Annotated in this window: 14 protein-coding genes and 1 pseudogene; 2 read left to right on the top strand and 13 right to left on the bottom strand. The window is 54.1% G+C overall.

The window, feature by feature from the left end; genetic code table 11:
• Positions 1-24: 24 nt before the first annotated feature.
• Entirely contained in the window at positions 25-825 is an 801-nt protein-coding gene (gene mtgA, locus HH216_RS23480; RefSeq protein ID WP_174842728.1) for a monofunctional biosynthetic peptidoglycan transglycosylase, read from the top strand.
• 90 nt (positions 826-915) lie between these two features.
• A complete protein-coding gene (locus HH216_RS23475) occupies positions 916-2,337 on the top strand; it encodes a glycoside hydrolase family 125 protein (RefSeq protein ID WP_169553073.1) in 1,422 nt (473 codons plus the stop codon).
• A 122-nt stretch (positions 2,338-2,459) separates the two neighbouring features.
• Here HH216_RS23475 and HH216_RS23470 read toward each other — a convergent pair whose 3' ends face one another.
• The 13 genes and pseudogenes from HH216_RS23470 to HH216_RS26330 all read right to left on the bottom strand — a co-directional run bounded on the left by HH216_RS23470 (position 2,460) and on the right by HH216_RS26330 (position 14,444).
• Positions 2,460-2,792 carry an MGMT family protein gene (locus HH216_RS23470; protein WP_169553072.1) on the bottom strand — a complete coding sequence of 111 codons (333 nt, stop codon included), beginning with the start codon at positions 2,790-2,792 and terminating at the stop codon, positions 2,460-2,462.
• A 204-nt stretch (positions 2,793-2,996) separates the two neighbouring features.
• Complete coding sequence (locus HH216_RS23465) at positions 2,997-4,445, bottom strand: TolC family protein (protein ID WP_169553071.1); 1,449 nt, start codon at positions 4,443-4,445, stop codon at positions 2,997-2,999.
• A pseudogene (locus tag HH216_RS23460) lies at positions 4,442-6,693 on the bottom strand (peptidase domain-containing ABC transporter). Before HH216_RS23460 ends, HH216_RS23465 begins: the two are co-directional and overlap by 4 nt.
• A gap of 96 nt (positions 6,694-6,789) precedes the next feature.
• Positions 6,790-7,956, bottom strand: coding sequence for an HlyD family secretion protein (locus tag HH216_RS23455; protein ID WP_169553070.1), 1,167 nt, complete (start codon positions 7,954-7,956; stop codon positions 6,790-6,792).
• 644 nt (positions 7,957-8,600) lie between these two features.
• A complete protein-coding gene (locus tag HH216_RS23450; RefSeq protein ID WP_169553069.1) occupies positions 8,601-8,759 on the bottom strand; it encodes a hypothetical protein in 159 nt (52 codons plus the stop codon).
• 209 nt (positions 8,760-8,968) lie between these two features.
• A complete protein-coding gene (locus HH216_RS23445; RefSeq protein WP_169553068.1) occupies positions 8,969-9,112 on the bottom strand; it encodes a hypothetical protein in 144 nt (47 codons plus the stop codon).
• Between the two features lie 267 nt (positions 9,113-9,379).
• On the bottom strand, positions 9,380-9,517 hold the full coding sequence (locus tag HH216_RS23440) for a hypothetical protein (protein WP_169553067.1): 138 nt from the start codon (positions 9,515-9,517) through the stop codon (positions 9,380-9,382).
• A 34-nt stretch (positions 9,518-9,551) separates the two neighbouring features.
• Positions 9,552-9,713 (bottom strand): hypothetical protein, encoded by a 162-nt coding sequence (locus HH216_RS23435; protein ID WP_169553066.1) that lies wholly within the window; start codon positions 9,711-9,713, stop codon positions 9,552-9,554.
• Positions 9,714-9,743: 30 nt separating this feature from the next.
• Positions 9,744-9,977, bottom strand: coding sequence for a hypothetical protein (locus HH216_RS23430; RefSeq protein WP_169553065.1), 234 nt, complete (start codon positions 9,975-9,977; stop codon positions 9,744-9,746).
• A 290-nt stretch (positions 9,978-10,267) separates the two neighbouring features.
• A complete protein-coding gene (locus HH216_RS23425) occupies positions 10,268-10,483 on the bottom strand; it encodes a hypothetical protein (RefSeq protein WP_169553064.1) in 216 nt (71 codons plus the stop codon).
• Positions 10,484-10,807: 324 nt separating this feature from the next.
• Entirely contained in the window at positions 10,808-11,017 is a 210-nt protein-coding gene (locus HH216_RS23420) for a hypothetical protein (RefSeq protein ID WP_169553063.1), read from the bottom strand.
• A 308-nt stretch (positions 11,018-11,325) separates the two neighbouring features.
• Positions 11,326-13,227, bottom strand: coding sequence for a lantibiotic dehydratase (locus HH216_RS26335; protein WP_254448861.1), 1,902 nt, complete (start codon positions 13,225-13,227; stop codon positions 11,326-11,328).
• 71 nt (positions 13,228-13,298) lie between these two features.
• Positions 13,299-14,444, bottom strand: coding sequence for a lantibiotic dehydratase family protein (locus HH216_RS26330; protein WP_254448580.1), 1,146 nt, complete (start codon positions 14,442-14,444; stop codon positions 13,299-13,301).
• Positions 14,445-14,562: the final 118 nt, after the last annotated feature.

Genomic DNA, 14,562 nt, shown 5'->3' with positions numbered 1-14,562 from the left:
CCCCGCTTACCCAACGACCATCCGATGAAACCAACGCAGTCCCCCCGCCCCAAGGCGGACAAGCGGAGTTCGTCGGCGAAGCGCAGTACCGGGCGGCTGTCGGCACTCCGGCAGTTTATGCGGGAGCGACCGGTGCTGGAACAGGTCTACTGGTTTCTGGTCCGGGCGGTGTTGTTTCTCTTCGTTACTTCATTTGGGGCTGTGGTCGTACTCAAGTACGTACCAATCTGGGTGACGCCCCTGATTGTGTCGCGGTGGTTCGATACGTTCGGCACCGACGAAAGCAGCCATGTCTATAAGAAATGGCGTTCCTACGATAACATCAGCAAGGAAGCTGCATTGGCCGTTGTGTCGTCGGAGGATCAGGATTTTCCGCGTCACTGGGGCTTCGACTTCGACGAAATTCAGGACGCTATTCGCGAAAATCAACACCGTAAACGCCCGCGTGGGGCGAGTACCATCTCACAGCAGGTCGCCAAAAACGTGTTTCTCTGGAACGGCCGCAGCTATATCCGCAAAGGGCTGGAAGTGTATTTTACTACGCTAATCGAACTGATCTGGGGCAAGCGACGCATCCTGGAAGTGTACCTGAACGTTGCCGAAACCGGGCCGATGACGTTCGGTGTCGAAGCGGCTTCCGAGCGGTTTTATCATCATTCGGCGGCAGAGCTATCGCGCAACGAAGCGGCCCGTATTGCGGCCGTCCTGCCCAATCCCATTCTGCTTTCCATCCGTAATCCGTCGAACTACGTGCAGCGTCGCACCCGGCAAATCGCCCGGCAGATGCGTTACCTCGGCGGGCAGAAGTATATCAGAAACCTGTAGTGGGTTCAACGTTTAAGGTCTGATGTTTAAGGTTGGCTCCCGCCAGCAACCAACATTAAACCTTGAACCGCGAACCTTAAACCAACCTTCATGGACCGTCGTCATTTCATACAACAAAGTTCGCTGGCAGCTGCCGGTGTGTTGGCGCAACCCGCCTTTAGCTTCGCCCGGACCGGGGCCGATTTTCCCGTAGTACGCGTGGCCGAAAAAGACCGCAACTTCACCAGTCCGGCGGTGGAGAAAGCGATTCAGACCGTCAGCCAAAGCAAGGTAAATCCCGAACTGGCGTGGTTGTTTGGCAACTGTTTTCCCAACACGCTCGACACGACTGTCGACTTTTCAACGGCCAACGGTAAGCCCGATACCTACGTCATCACCGGCGACATCGACGCGATGTGGCTGCGCGATTCAACGGCGCAGGTGACGCCCTATCTGTCGCTCATCAAAACCGACGACAAGCTGCGGCAACTGATCGCGGGCGTTATCAACCGGCAGGTGCAGTGCATTCGAAAAGACCCGTACGCCAACGCGTTCTACAAAGACGCCAGCAAGGTCAGTGAGTGGAAAGACGACGTGACCGATATGCAGCCCGGCCTGCACGAACGCAAGTGGGAAATCGACAGCCTGTGCTACCCCGTTCGGCTGGCGTATCAGTACTGGAAACGCACCGGTGATACCACGCCCTTCGATCAGGACTGGCGCGAATCGGTGGCCCTGACGGTGAAAACATTCCGGGAGCAGCAGCGCAAAAACGGCAATGGTCCGTACAAATTCGAACGGCGCACGACCTGGGCAACGGATGGCGTACCGCTGGGTGGCTACGGTTATCCAGCCAAGCCCAACGGCCTGATCTGCTCGATGTTCCGCCCCAGCGACGACGCGACGATCTACCCGTATCTGATTCCGTCGAACTTCTTTGCGGTGGTGTCGCTGCGGCAGGCGGCCGAGATGCTCCAGGCCATTCACAAAGACAAAGCCGCTGCCGACGCCTGCACGTCGCTGGCCAACGAAGTCGACGCAGCCCTAAAAGCCCACGCCGTTGTGACGCACCCGCAGTTTGGGAAAATTTACGCCTATGAAGTAAACGGCTTCGGTAGCTACAACCTGATGGACGACGCCAATGTGCCGAGTCTGCTGGCGATGCCGTATCTGGGTTCAGTACCGGTTAGTGACCCGATTTACCAGAACACGCGCCGATATGTGCTGAGTACGGAAAACCCGTTTTTCTTCAAAGGCACAGCGGGCGAAGGCATCGGCGGGCCACACGCGGGCATGGACATGATCTGGCCGATGAGCATCATTCTGCGCGCACTGACGAGCACGAACGACAGCGAAATCAAGACCTGCCTGAACATGCTTCAGCGCTGCCACGCCAACACCGGTTTCATGCACGAGTCGTTCCACAAAAACGACCCGACGAAATTCACCCGCAAGTGGTTTGCCTGGGCTAATACGCTGTTCGGCGAACTGATCTGGAAGCTCTACAACGAGAAGAAGGGGTTACTGGCGTAGGCGTTTTGTTAGGTTCTCTGTCATCCCGAGCTTGCGAGGGATCTTCGGTAGAAGTAGGAAAAACCGCCTATTACCGAAGATCCCTCGCAAGCTCGGGATGACAGAGATTGTACAAAAATTGACTACATCGCCAACTCTTCCGACGGGTCCCAGAGTTTGGTTTTGAAATCGACAACGCGGTCGTCGGTGACCTGAACACCCTCATCTTCGAGTAGCTGCTGCATAATCGTTGGGCCGCCGAAGAAGTGCTTGCCCGACAAGATGCCCTGGCTGTTGACGACCCGATGGGCGGGTACGTTGTGGCCGTGCGAGCTGTTCATCGCCCAGCCGACCATCCGCGCACCGGCCCGCAGACTCAGATACCGGGCAATGGCCCCGTAGGTCGTCACACGTCCGCTCGGCACCTGCCGGACGACCTGATACACATCCTCAAAATAATCGCGCTGCTCCGCCATAATGGGGCTAAAGTTAACGCGATAATTTTTTCAACACAGAGGCACAGAGAACACAAAGTTTGTATTCAGTTTTCCGACTCTTCTGTCATTCAGAGCCTGCGAAGAATCTTCGGTAACCGGTAGTATTTCCTGTTCTTGATGTAGATTTTTCGCAGGCTCTGAATGACAAAATCTTTGTGCTCTCTGTGACTCTGTGTTGAAAAATCACAACGTACCGCTCTGGTAGAAGTGTACGATTTTGTCGCGGAGGATGGTCTCGTAGCGCACTTGAATCAGGTTGATCGTGGCTTTGTCGAGGTTACTCTTTGCCAGGTTATAGTCGACGGCGGGGAGTAAGCCAGCGTTGTAACGAGCTTCTGCCGCGTGAAACGACTGCGTCAACGTGGCGACCTGCTCCGATAGGGCTGTGTAGCGTTCGTAGGCGTTCTGCTGCTGCGCGACTGCCTGATCGATAGCTTGCCGCAAGTTCCGCCGTGTGCTTTCAGCCTGCGATTCTGACAACTGCTGTTGCAACCGGGCGTTGGTTGTGCGGTAGCGAACCTGAAAGCCGTTCAGGATCGGAACGCGGATGCTGAGCGTCAGACTTTTGTACTGGTTGTTACCCAGTTGCTGAAAATACGTAATGCCTTCCGTGCCGGTTACGGGCGTCAGCACACGCACCGGATACGATTGCCCCGATACGTCGACAAAGCCAGTCGTGGTTTGCTCGACCATGTCGCCAGTCATCACACTGCGCCGGGCCGCGCTGGAATAAGACGTTCCCCAGTTGGCGTTCAGCGTAACGGTTGGGTACGCTAGTCCCTTCGCCAGTTTGAGGCCCAGCTGACTTGCTTTGGTACGCAAGTCGGCAGCTAGCACGTCGGGCATAAACGTTCGGGCCTGGGTGTAGACCTGATAGGCGTTGGCTATCGATGCCGGGGCAACGGTGCCGGTATCGCTGACGCGGACGAGAGATAGATGCGTCGTGGCGGGTAGGTTCAGCACCTGAAGCAGCGTTAGCACGGCCGTTTTCAGGTTGGTCTGCGTCTGTACGCGCTGAATCTGATCACTTGCCAGTTGGCTCCGGGCGTCGTAGCCGTTGTACGGGGCTGTCGTGCCCGCTTTCACCAGCTTTTCCGTCCGCTCGACCAGTGACTGCGACACGGCTACCTGCATCTCACTGGCCCGGTCGAGGTCCTGCGCGGTCAGCACTTGTAGGTACGCCAGCAGCGCATTGAACGTCACCGCGTTTTTGGCGGCTGCCAGATCGTATTGGCTGGCCTGCGCGGTCAGGCTTTGCTGCACAATCGTGTTTTTCAGTTGAAAACCGTTGAATACCGTCCAGTTGGCACCCAGCCCCATTGTGTTGGTGGCGATCTGCGAGTTGACAATCGAGTTGGTATATGGATCGACGTTTCGCCCAAAATTTTGCCCCTGATTCGTGAACGACGATACGACGGGCAACTGGCTTTTCCGCGTCTGTTCAACGGTATTGTCAGCGATTTGCTGCTGAAGCTGAGCCTGCCGGATCGACGGCTGATTGTCGATAGCCAGCGCAATGCATTGATCCAGCGTCATGGTAACGGCTGCGGGCGTCGTGGCGTCGGCCGGTGCCTGGGCGTAGGCTGCGCCGAGCCAGCCCGTCAGGAGGAGGGAGTAGACGACGAATTTCATGCGACTAGGCTGGTTGGGGTGATCGATGGTTCAGGTTGATCGCCGTTGGCACTGATTTGCATCAGGTTGAGCGCGGTCGGTTGGAGCGACGGAAAACTCAGCGGCATCTGCGACGCCCAGAGTTTGTAGTAGGCATTTTCCCGCAGTAGTAGTTCCGTGTGGGTACCTTCTTCGATGAGTTTGCCCTGCTCGATCACCACGATTTTGTCGGCGTGCATGACCGTACTGAGCCGGTGCGCAATCAGAATCACGGTCTTGTTGTGTTCGCGCAGATGCCGGATGGTTTCCTGTACGCACTGCTCCGAAATCGAATCGAGCGACGACGTGGCTTCGTCCAGAATCAGCACGTCGGGGTTCTGGTAGAGGGCGCGGGCGATGGCGATGCGCTGCTTTTGCCCCCCGACAGGCTGGCCCCGTTTTCGCCGAGGTAAGTATGGAACCCGTTGGGCAGTTTCTCGATGAAATCGGTGATGCCGAGCCGCTGGCAGATCGCGACAATGCGCTGCATATCAGGCTGGTATTCGCCCACGGCGACGTTGTCGATCACGTTGCCGGCGAATAGATCGATCTTCTGCGGCACTACGCTTACCCGCCGACGGATGCTGTCGTTGCTGATGTGTTTGATGTCGTAGTCGCCGATGTGAATGCTGCCGCTTTGCAGGGGGTAGATATTTTGCAGCAGCGACAGCATGGTCGATTTACCCGATCCGCTTTCGCCCACGACCGCCGTAATCTTGCCCTGCGGCACGGTCAGGCTCAGCTTGTCGAACACCTGCGTGCGGGTGCCGTACCGGAACGACACCTCCGTGAAGCGAATGTCGCCCAGCATCTCCGGTTGCAGCTCGATTTTGTTTTCGGTGGCCTCGCGCTCCAAGTCCATGATCTCGAACAGGCGGTCGGCAGCAATCAGCGCGTCCTGCACGGTGCGGTTAGCTCCGATCAACTGACTGGCCGGGCCGGTGAAGTAGCCGATGAGCGCGTAGAACGACAATAGTTCGCCGGGCGTGATCTGATTGTCGATGACGAAACCCGCGCCCACCCACAGCAGGATGATCGTGAACAGCCGCGATACGATTTCCGTCGCGTTGCCCGACCATACCGAGTTACGGGCCGAGGTGAAAATGGTTTTCAACAGCTTGACGAAGCGCGTTTCGGTTTTGATGTTGGCGAACGATTCCAGCCCAAACCGCTTGATCGTGCCCATCGCGTTCAGCGACTCCACCAGTTGCGATTCCAGTTCGGCTGCGTCTTCCATCAGCGTTCGCTGGTACTTCTTGTTCAGCCGGTTGACGACGACATAGATACCCGCGTAAAACGGGATGACGGCCAGCATAATCAGGGCCAGTTTCCAGTCGTAGGTAAACATCATACCGAACGAAAACAGCACGATAAAGACATTGACAACCAGACTCGTAGCGGCATCGTTGATGAACGCCCGGATCTTCACTGCGTCGTTGATGCGCGAGATGATTTCGCCGACGCGCATGGTGTCGAAGAACTGCTGCGGCAGTTTCATTAGGTGCTTGTAGTACCCCAAAATCAGCCGCGCGTCGATTTGCTGACCGGTTTTCAGGGCGAACATACTCTTGAGCGTACCGATGAACAGTTGCAGCGCCAGAATCAGAATCATGACGACGCTGAGCAGGTTGAGCAGATTCCGGTTGCCTGCCACGATGACGTTGTCGACAATTTTCTGCACGTAAATCGACGTCGACAGCCCAAGTACGGTGTAGATCAGCGCGCCGAACAGGGCCTGCACCATCACACTGCGGTGCGGCCGGACCAGTTGCCAGAACCGCTGCATGGCCGATACTTTTTCGTTGCCGGTTTCGAACTGCTCGTCGGGCAGAAGCAGGATCAGTACGCCCGTCCAGAGTTCTTTGAACTCCTCGTGCGTGTGTTTGATGAACTTGCCCGGGCCGGGGTCCATTACGACGACGTGCTTGTCGGTGACCTCGTAAATGACCACGAAATGGTGCAGTACTTCCTTGACGACAACGTGGGCGATAGCCGGTTTAGGAATTTTACTCAGGCTTTCGAACGTGCCGCGGACGCCCTTCGCCTGAAAACCCAGCCGGGTAGCTGCTTCGATCATACCGAGTACGTTGGTGCCTTTCTGATCGGTCGATGCCATCTGCCGGATGCGGGCAATGGGCATCATCAGGTTATAGTGAGCCGCTATCGACGCCAGGCAGGCCGCCCCGCAGTCGGTAATATCGTGCTGTTTGATGATTGTCTGTTTAGCCATGGTAAGTGAGGACAGGTTTAATGTTTAAGGTCTGATGTTTAAGGTTAATCGTCTATGTGATAGTGTTTTATGGGCGAAAATATTAAACATTGGACGTTAAACCTTAGACGTCTTTGGATTCAGCCAGTCGTCGGCGTTGTCGTAGAGGAGGTCGAACAGGCTGCGCTCGGTGACGACGAACCGCGCCCGCAACGTCATGCCCTTTTTGAGGTAGCCTTTGTAGCCTTCTTTCAGCGTCAGGTAGTTCTGCGACAGCTGGCAGCGGACTTTGAAAACGGGCTGCTCGTTCATCACCACGACGTCGTTGGAGACTTCGGCGACTTTGGCCTGCACCAACCCCCATTGGTTATAATCGAAGGCGTCGACCTGCATCCGGGCCACCATGCCGGGGCGCAGCAGACCGATATCTTTGGGCGACACGTAGCATTCGACTAGCAGATTAGAGTCGGGCGAGATCACGCCTAGTACTTCGCCCGGCTGTACGTAGCTGCCTGGATACCGCCCCGCCAGTTGACTCACCGTTCCGTCGACGGGGGCTTTGATCGTGTGCAGGTCGCGTTCGTTCAGGAGTTGGCGTTCCTGCGCCCGTAGTTCATCAAGGGCGAGTTGATGCTGCGTCAGGCTGGCCTGCCATTCGCTCACCTGCCGCTCGACCTGCGCGGCATACTGCGCCACGGCCGTTTTGTGGGCAAATTCCTTGTCTTCAAACTCCTGCTTTGCCAACACTTTGTCCTGGTAAAGCTGCTGCGTAACGTCGAGTTCGTGCTTACGCTTTTCTTGGGTTTGTACGTTCTCGGTTAGCAGAAACCGGAATTGCTCATACTGCTGCCGGATCAGGGGCGATTGCAAACCCGACACGCTGAGCAGGTCGTGGCGCGTGGCCCGCACGAGCCGGTCGAGGTCGTGGATGTTGAGCAGTTTCTCGGCCTGCTGCGAGTGATTGAGCCGGAGTTTGGTGTCGAGCACCTCGGTTTGCAGCCGGATCATGGGCTGCCCCCGGCGCACCGGCTGGTTATCGTGAACGAGCACCTGCGCGACCGTACCAGCTACCAGTGGGCGGAGGTCATTGCGCTCAGCGACTGGACGGATGATCCCCGCGCTCTGTACTGACACTTCGGTACGGATAAAGGGGAGGGCGACGAGAGCCGCGACAATGGCGAGCGCGACGGAGCAGTAGATGAGCTGCCCCCGGACCGTTACCTGGGGCAGGTAAGCCTCCGTCGTGTGCTCGATGACGGCAGGCGGGTGAAGTTGTTTTTGCATCGTTTCTGGCGTTTGGGATACTGTGTTCCGGCGTACCGGTTTTGTATACCAAAGGTCAGTAGAGGCTATACGGGGCTCAATAACAGTGTGTTGTACTCTATAACCCGCCGGAATAGCTTATGCAGCCAATAAAAAAGGTCGCCCGTTAGGAGCGACCTGAGTATAGGATAAGTGTGTCGTTTTTGTGCATCAGCCTGCGTTGACAGGGTTAATATCGATTCGTCGGAAACAACGATTAGGTCCAAAGCTGTACCTTCGTTATGGAGACAGTTAGGGCTACTATCGTATATGTGATGCTCTACAAAATAGTCAACAGTCTCAAAATGTTAACTATTGCGGCTGTCAAGAAGGCAATTTCAAGTATTGTCCGCCCTAAATTGAATTTAACAGCAGAATTCGTTTCATTTTCGACAATCCTCTTTTTCAAGAAGAAATTTGCGTATAACAGTGTAGGTACTACTATCGACAATATATCTTTCAAGATACCCTTCTCATTAATCTGAAAGGTGACAAATAGCAAAATGACAGCTATTAGGCTAGCAAAGCGATTGTAGGCTAAGACAGTTGTTAATTTCATGATCGAGTAATTTATATGGTAAGCAGACTACCTGAGTAGGTAGTCTGCTTATTCCTTTGTTTTGCAGTTACAAGAAAGCTATGATAGTAGCAGCTATTTGTACCAAGGCTCCTACTGCGCGCCCTGCCTCGTAGGGGGTCATACCACCTTCAATCAATGTCATCTCATCGAAGGTCATTTCGTCGAGATCAACTACTGAATAGTTAAAAGCAAGAGTTTGATTCATGATAGTTTTTGTTTGTATTGAAAAAATTAATTTTTAGACTATTAAGAATAACCAAATGCATCCATGAATCCGCGGAAAAATTCACCGATTGCCCGTCCTGCGCTATACGTGGCTTCGCTTCCGCCGTTGATATTTTCTAGTTCTGTGTTGCTTAACGTAATCATTGGTTTGTTATTTATTAAATGAAAAATAGATTTGAAACGTCTTGATTATTTGCTGGGGTGGCTAAAACCATCCCCAATACCACTAAAGAAATCTTTTACGTCTTGCCAGAAACTGCCGCCTTCTACTTCGTGCATATCTACTGCGTTCAGTTCTACTACTTCGGCTTGATCGAGATTAAAATTAGACATGGTGATTGATTTTTAGATAGTTATAAAATTGGTTAAACTATTTGCCTGTTACGCTCTGGACTTAGCCCGGGTGCCAGATCGTAGCAAACGGTACGCGCATTATGTATGGGCAGTTTCTTTTTGCTTGCTACTAATAGAGTCAGCTAACTGACGGATGTGCGTCGAATCGTGTCGATACGCAACTAAACCAATACCAGTTATCTTCCGCTGACGGTGTTAGTTAGCAAACAATTAGTTACTGCGTAATCTGGTTGTGAAAGCTGGTTTTTACACGTTCGGCCCTGCGAGTCGGTGAAGCGCTTCAGCTGCTGCTGCGATGGCTGCGTCAACTAGTTCACCTAATAGAGATCCGCCTGCAATTTCTTTTGCTTCTACGGCCGTGATTTCCTGATAGTCTACTTGCATAGTTTTTAAATTTAGAACTGGAAAGTATTATTTACTATTCGTATTGCTGATAGGGTCTATTAGATCCGTTTGTCTGGAGGTCGTCACTCAGGTCACAAAGCGTATCAACGACACGGGCTACAAATTGGACGAGCCAGTTTCCTCCCGTAATTTCTACCGCTTCCTCTTTCGTGATCTCCTGATAGTATAGTTGCATAGATTCAAAAGTGAACAAGTAAACTTTGAATTAATTAAGCGCTGGGTAAGCTTCGTAAGGCTTCTCCGGTGTAAGGTCTTTCACTTTAGCCGGTTTGCCTTTTGGCGTGTCAACCACGTCGTCGTCAAGAACATCGCCTTGCAGTTTTGGGGCGGGTGTTTCTTTTTGAACAGTTGGCGACGTCGGGACGATCACCTTATTTTCTTTGCAGGCGGTGGCCAGGAACAACAGTCCAGCGGCAACCAAAATATTTTTCTTATTCATCGTTATTGATTTTTTGCCTGTTTGTGTGATACAAAAGTCTGTTTGCCTATCTCGATTTTCAACAACCTGCCGTTGTACTTTATTCGGTCAGGTTATAAGTGGATGAGGGTAGTTTTTTTAAGAATTCCCCCACTGACTGGAGCGGGGGAATTACCCGGTTTATCCCACTTACCTACAGTTTTTTTGTCAAATCACTTTCCTGGGCGGTGTCTGTGTGTATCCGCCCGGTGCTCATTCGCGATGCCTATTTGTATGCCTACGTCTATAGATTCTTATCTATTCAGTCTGTTCTAGTAATCCATTACCGGGTCGTACGGCAGCGGCATCGGTACGGGTATTTTGATGGGCGGTAGCTTGATCGGTCCACTAATCGGCCAAATAGGGAATGGAAACGTGATTGGTATTTTGGCGAGTGACACATTGTCGATGCCACCGTTGGTTTGTTGTTGGCTAAGTGCGGATAATTCATCGCAGCTTGCCGGGGTGATTTGGTCGAGCGTTTTCATGATAGATCTGATTGTTGAAAATTAGATTAGTTAGCAGAGCCAGAAGCCATCGCCCGTCTCCGGGTCAACATACCAAATGGGTATCTTATGTACAGGCATGTCAATTACAGGTTGTCCTCCCGGCCGGCCGCCATTGATTTGCGCAAGCTCGTCCTGGCTCAGCATTTGGCTCGTAGCCAGCTCAGTTGTCGTTTCGTGCATGTTTTTATGAAGTTTTAAGGATATTGTTTTCTGATTGATGATGCAAAGTTTCAGTATATATCGTTGATTATCAATAACTTGAAATTTTACTTTAGTCGCTTTGGTTATATGCTATGCTGCGTGTCAGGCGGCTTCATTATAGTATTGCTGTGGGTCGTCTGTGGGCAGTTCCATATCACCGAACAGGTCACCGGCGGAGATGATCCAGTTGGTGTCGAACGAACTGATGTCATCGTCAAGAAGATCGTCCTGGTCGTTGGTCCAGGTATCGAACGAGAAAGTAGCAGGGTGGCGGTTTACGCCGGTGCCGGGTTGGCTGTTTAGTGTTTTCATGCGTTTGGTTAGTTTGGGAGAACGAATTGTTGGTCAATACGGAAGGCCGGTGATGGTCGGCGTTTTGTTGAATCAAAGGTGGCCGGTGTAGCGGGCGTTTTCAATAACGGGGCGTTGTAGTGTACAGCTTTCGGCTATAGCTTAGTCAGGTGGGTTATAATTGATTAGACGAAAAAAAAGACCGGTTGTGGCCGGTCTGTCAGTGCCCATGAGGGCGGGTCCTATACTGGTGCGACATACCCCTGCCCTTCAGGAGATGTAGGGGTACACGGCGCTTTATCGTGAGAATTCAATTGGGCTTGTTACGCTCAACACACCACTTGTCGGGCCTGTACGGAGTCGTAATGGCGGGCGAGGCAGTGGTAAAGCACCAGTTCATAGGCCCGTTGTTTGGAAGGAAATAACCGATTGACGATCATGTGAATCAGGCCGGTGATGATGCTGAATAGCTCGTTGGTGTCAGCGAACGTATCGGCAAGCTGACGCAGTAGACTGGTCTGCATGCAGCTCCAGTCGCCAAGGCTCGATGCCGCCGGAAAATCAGCGCTGAACGCCTGGTTCATTAATGGACGATACGTGCGGAATTTCTCATTGAGCTGATGCCGCAGGGCCGAGTTGCCACCAAACTCCTGAAAAAAACTTTCTTTCATGGCGTCGAGAATAGTGCGGCAGTGAGCGGCTGACAAGCCTGTGCCGGTCAGCAGGTGATCGATTTTGCGGATGGCGAAGGCGAAGCGCAGATTTTCGTTGAACTCGTCGCCGGTGCGCGCCAGAAATTCCAGCGTCGACAGGCTGTCGCAGTGAAACAGCGTCTCGCACAGGCTGATATGTTCCATACCGTACCGCTCGAACTCCCGCTGGTAGGTATCGACCTGTACCCGGTGCACTACCCCGGCCTCGACTGACTCGTGCAGGGCTTTTTCCATCGCCCGCACCACATGGTGGTAAAATTCCAGGTGCGGATTACCGCGAAACCGGAGCCGCAGGTGTGGGTCGGTGTCTTTGTAGCGGACGAAGAAGAACTCCTGAATGGTCTGGGTTTTCAGCAACTGCTGCACCACCGGATAGATGGTTTGCAGCAACAACGCGTCCGACGTTTTTTCGCCGGTGTACACTTTTAGGTAGAACCATTCGCTACCCACCGAAAATTTACGCTGCGGCAACTGGTTGATTGTCTGCTGCAAACCCGGCAACGGTCGGGCACGGTTGCTGGTGAATGGTAGAATCAGTTCGTGCGTGTATACGTCCCGCCGGTTAGCCAACGGACACTGATCAGGCTGGTGCAAAAACTCAACAAGCCGGAGGGTGACTGATTCGCTGCCCTGCGTCGACAGACTCCTAAGCCGGTGAATTTCGGCCGAGAGTAACGCCAGTGATTCGGGGATGTGCAGGTGAATAAGAAGTTCGTTGTCGCCCTGCGCCAGCATAAACTGGTCGGGCAGGCCAGCGGCTGTCAGCTGTGCCACGAGCCGCAGCGGGTTGTCGGGTGTCAGTTGCCGGGGCTGGAGCTGCCACGTCGCCCGGCTGACAATCACGCTCTGGTAGCGCACACGGGGCAGGTACGCCTGTGTGCGCAACACGCCCCAGTTCCAGACCACGTTGAGGTGAGCGTCCTGCGCCTGAAGGTCGCACAGGAAGCGGTAGATCGGCAGGCCGTGGGCGAAATTATGGGCGGTTGTCTGCCGGGGAATAACCCGCTGATTAAGCCGCTTCGACCGCAGTACGACCTGCCCGTTCCGCACCGACACTAGCAGATCCGACAGGGCAATCTGATGGTCGGCGTCGGCGGAGGAGTGACCCATGTACGGAATTTCGTAGGGGTGAATCGTGGGGCGGGTCAGGATGTTGCCGACGCGGTTTTCGGGCAGATGGACCACTTCGGCAATGATGACGTTGGCTTGTCGGGCTTCTTCTTCGGCTGCGCAGGCCCGAATTCGTTGCGCCAGCACCGGGTCGCCCTCGCCGAACCGGCTCAGCAGATTGACGGCCGATGGCCCCCGATAAGCGAGCAGATTGAAGCGGAAATGCCCTTCATCCAGCGCTCTGGCCGACGATGCCAGCAGCGAGCCAAACGCGTACAGCGTGTCGGGCATGACACTCGTCAGCGGGCGTTGCGTTGCGATATACGCCAGATCATCGTCGGTCAGGGCAATTTCGTCGATGTCGCTGGTGGCGCGTCGGTTTCGTAACACAGCCGCGTATTTGTCCATCACGAACGTCTGCCACCAGTCCCAGTTGGTGGTTTGCGGAGCGTTGTTACTGGTAAACGACAGGTCATCGATCAGGGGGCATAGCCGACGCCGAGGGTCGACCCGGAGCCGTAGCCGATGCCAAACTCTTGGTCGAGTGCCAGTGTCAGCGGAATTCCCTCGTCTTCGTACCGATTATAGAATCGTCGTTTAAACTCGTCCAGATCGGGGCAAACGGCGGGTTGATTGAGTAACAGCAGCTTTTCGAGGTCGCGTTGAAGGTGCTGTATGGCCCGTTCGCCGAGTTGCAGCGTCGGGTTGTCGAAAAACGAATCGACCTGCATCAGATCAGAAGTGGGCGGGCTAATCTGCCGGTCGAGCAGCCACTGTCGGATGTGGCTATACGTCTGCCGCCGGTCGCCTTGTTGCAGGCCGTTCATCAGCGTCTGTAGGGCCGTAACTTCCGGCCCGGTATCGGCTAGCGACGCGATGCGTTCGGTGAGCCAGTCGAGGTAGGGGCGACCCGTTACAGTTGGCTCTGTCTCGAACACCAGCAGTTGGCTGTCGATTAGTTGTTCAATAAAATCGGCGGCTTCGTCGGCGTCGGTTTGCAGGTCGGTGAGCAGGGTGGCGAGTTCGCCAATGGTGGAGCCCGTCCGGGCTGCCGTCAGAACGGTTGTCAGGTACTGATCGGCTTCGACGGCACTGATGAAATAATTGCGATGGTCCGTTTCCCATTGCTGTTCGACGTACCGCAGCGATGCCCCCGCCGAATACAGCGATGTGTTGGGGTACAGCTTGAGCTGCGCCCGGAGGTGGGGCAGGCTGGTCAGCCACCGCCCGATAGCCAGCAGACAATCCATGTCGATGCGGCTGTGGGTACGGAGCGTAGCCGATGTGCCCGCCCGATAAACCGACTGATCGCCGAATCGGCCCATCGTACAGCCGGCAAAAAGCCCGTAAGGCGTGGCCCGGCTGCACATCCGAATCAGGTACTTGTGCAGAGTCAGTAGCAGTTTGGTTTGTTCGGGAAGTACCTCCCCGGCGAGCCATCGCTGAAATCGCTCGTACAGGGTGGGCGACGCGGTAAAGATGGCTTCCTGCGCCAGCGGGTTCTGGTAGTGCTGACGGAGCAGATCATCAAACGAATGCGTAGCCAGTTGGTCGTAAAAGCGGGTTAATGTACTGATCGGGAAAGCAGGTTGCCGGAGTACAAAGAAGTCATGGCGTTGGATCATGAAATATGGTAGACTAGTAGAGTAGGGAGACTACTAATTTACCGTCCACTCAACATGTGACCAACGAAATGATCATTTTTTCGACCAATGCCACCAATAAATTATTGTTAACTGTTTT

This window comes from Spirosoma rhododendri, from assembly GCF_012849055.1.
Taxonomy (GTDB): Bacteria; Bacteroidota; Bacteroidia; order Cytophagales; family Spirosomataceae; genus Spirosoma; species Spirosoma rhododendri.
The sequence above is the reverse complement of the archived record's forward strand: the minus strand, read 5'-3'. Positions and strand labels throughout refer to the sequence as shown.

What these genes read in the sequence shown, in the direction of transcription:
- mtgA (WP_174842728.1), top strand. Translation starts at nt 25, where the DNA reads ATGAAACCAACGCAGTCCCCCCGCCCCAAGGCGGACAAGCGGAGTTCG.
- HH216_RS23475 (WP_169553073.1), top strand. Translation starts at nt 916, where the DNA reads ATGGACCGTCGTCATTTCATACAACAAAGTTCGCTGGCAGCTGCCGGT.
- HH216_RS23470 (WP_169553072.1), bottom strand. Translation starts at nt 2,792, where the DNA reads ATGGCGGAGCAGCGCGATTATTTTGAGGATGTGTATCAGGTCGTCCGG.
- HH216_RS23465 (WP_169553071.1), bottom strand. Translation starts at nt 4,445, where the DNA reads ATGAAATTCGTCGTCTACTCCCTCCTCCTGACGGGCTGGCTCGGCGCA.
- HH216_RS23455 (WP_169553070.1), bottom strand. Translation starts at nt 7,956, where the DNA reads ATGCAAAAACAACTTCACCCGCCTGCCGTCATCGAGCACACGACGGAG.
- HH216_RS23450 (WP_169553069.1), bottom strand. Translation starts at nt 8,759, where the DNA reads ATGAATCAAACTCTTGCTTTTAACTATTCAGTAGTTGATCTCGACGAA.
- HH216_RS23445 (WP_169553068.1), bottom strand. Translation starts at nt 9,112, where the DNA reads ATGTCTAATTTTAATCTCGATCAAGCCGAAGTAGTAGAACTGAACGCA.
- HH216_RS23440 (WP_169553067.1), bottom strand. Translation starts at nt 9,517, where the DNA reads ATGCAAGTAGACTATCAGGAAATCACGGCCGTAGAAGCAAAAGAAATT.
- HH216_RS23435 (WP_169553066.1), bottom strand. Translation starts at nt 9,713, where the DNA reads ATGCAACTATACTATCAGGAGATCACGAAAGAGGAAGCGGTAGAAATT.
- HH216_RS23430 (WP_169553065.1), bottom strand. Translation starts at nt 9,977, where the DNA reads ATGAATAAGAAAAATATTTTGGTTGCCGCTGGACTGTTGTTCCTGGCC.
- HH216_RS23425 (WP_169553064.1), bottom strand. Translation starts at nt 10,483, where the DNA reads ATGAAAACGCTCGACCAAATCACCCCGGCAAGCTGCGATGAATTATCC.
- HH216_RS23420 (WP_169553063.1), bottom strand. Translation starts at nt 11,017, where the DNA reads ATGAAAACACTAAACAGCCAACCCGGCACCGGCGTAAACCGCCACCCT.
- HH216_RS26335 (WP_254448861.1), bottom strand. Translation starts at nt 13,227, where the DNA reads ATGGACAAATACGCGGCTGTGTTACGAAACCGACGCGCCACCAGCGAC.
- HH216_RS26330 (WP_254448580.1), bottom strand. Translation starts at nt 14,444, where the DNA reads ATGATCCAACGCCATGACTTCTTTGTACTCCGGCAACCTGCTTTCCCG.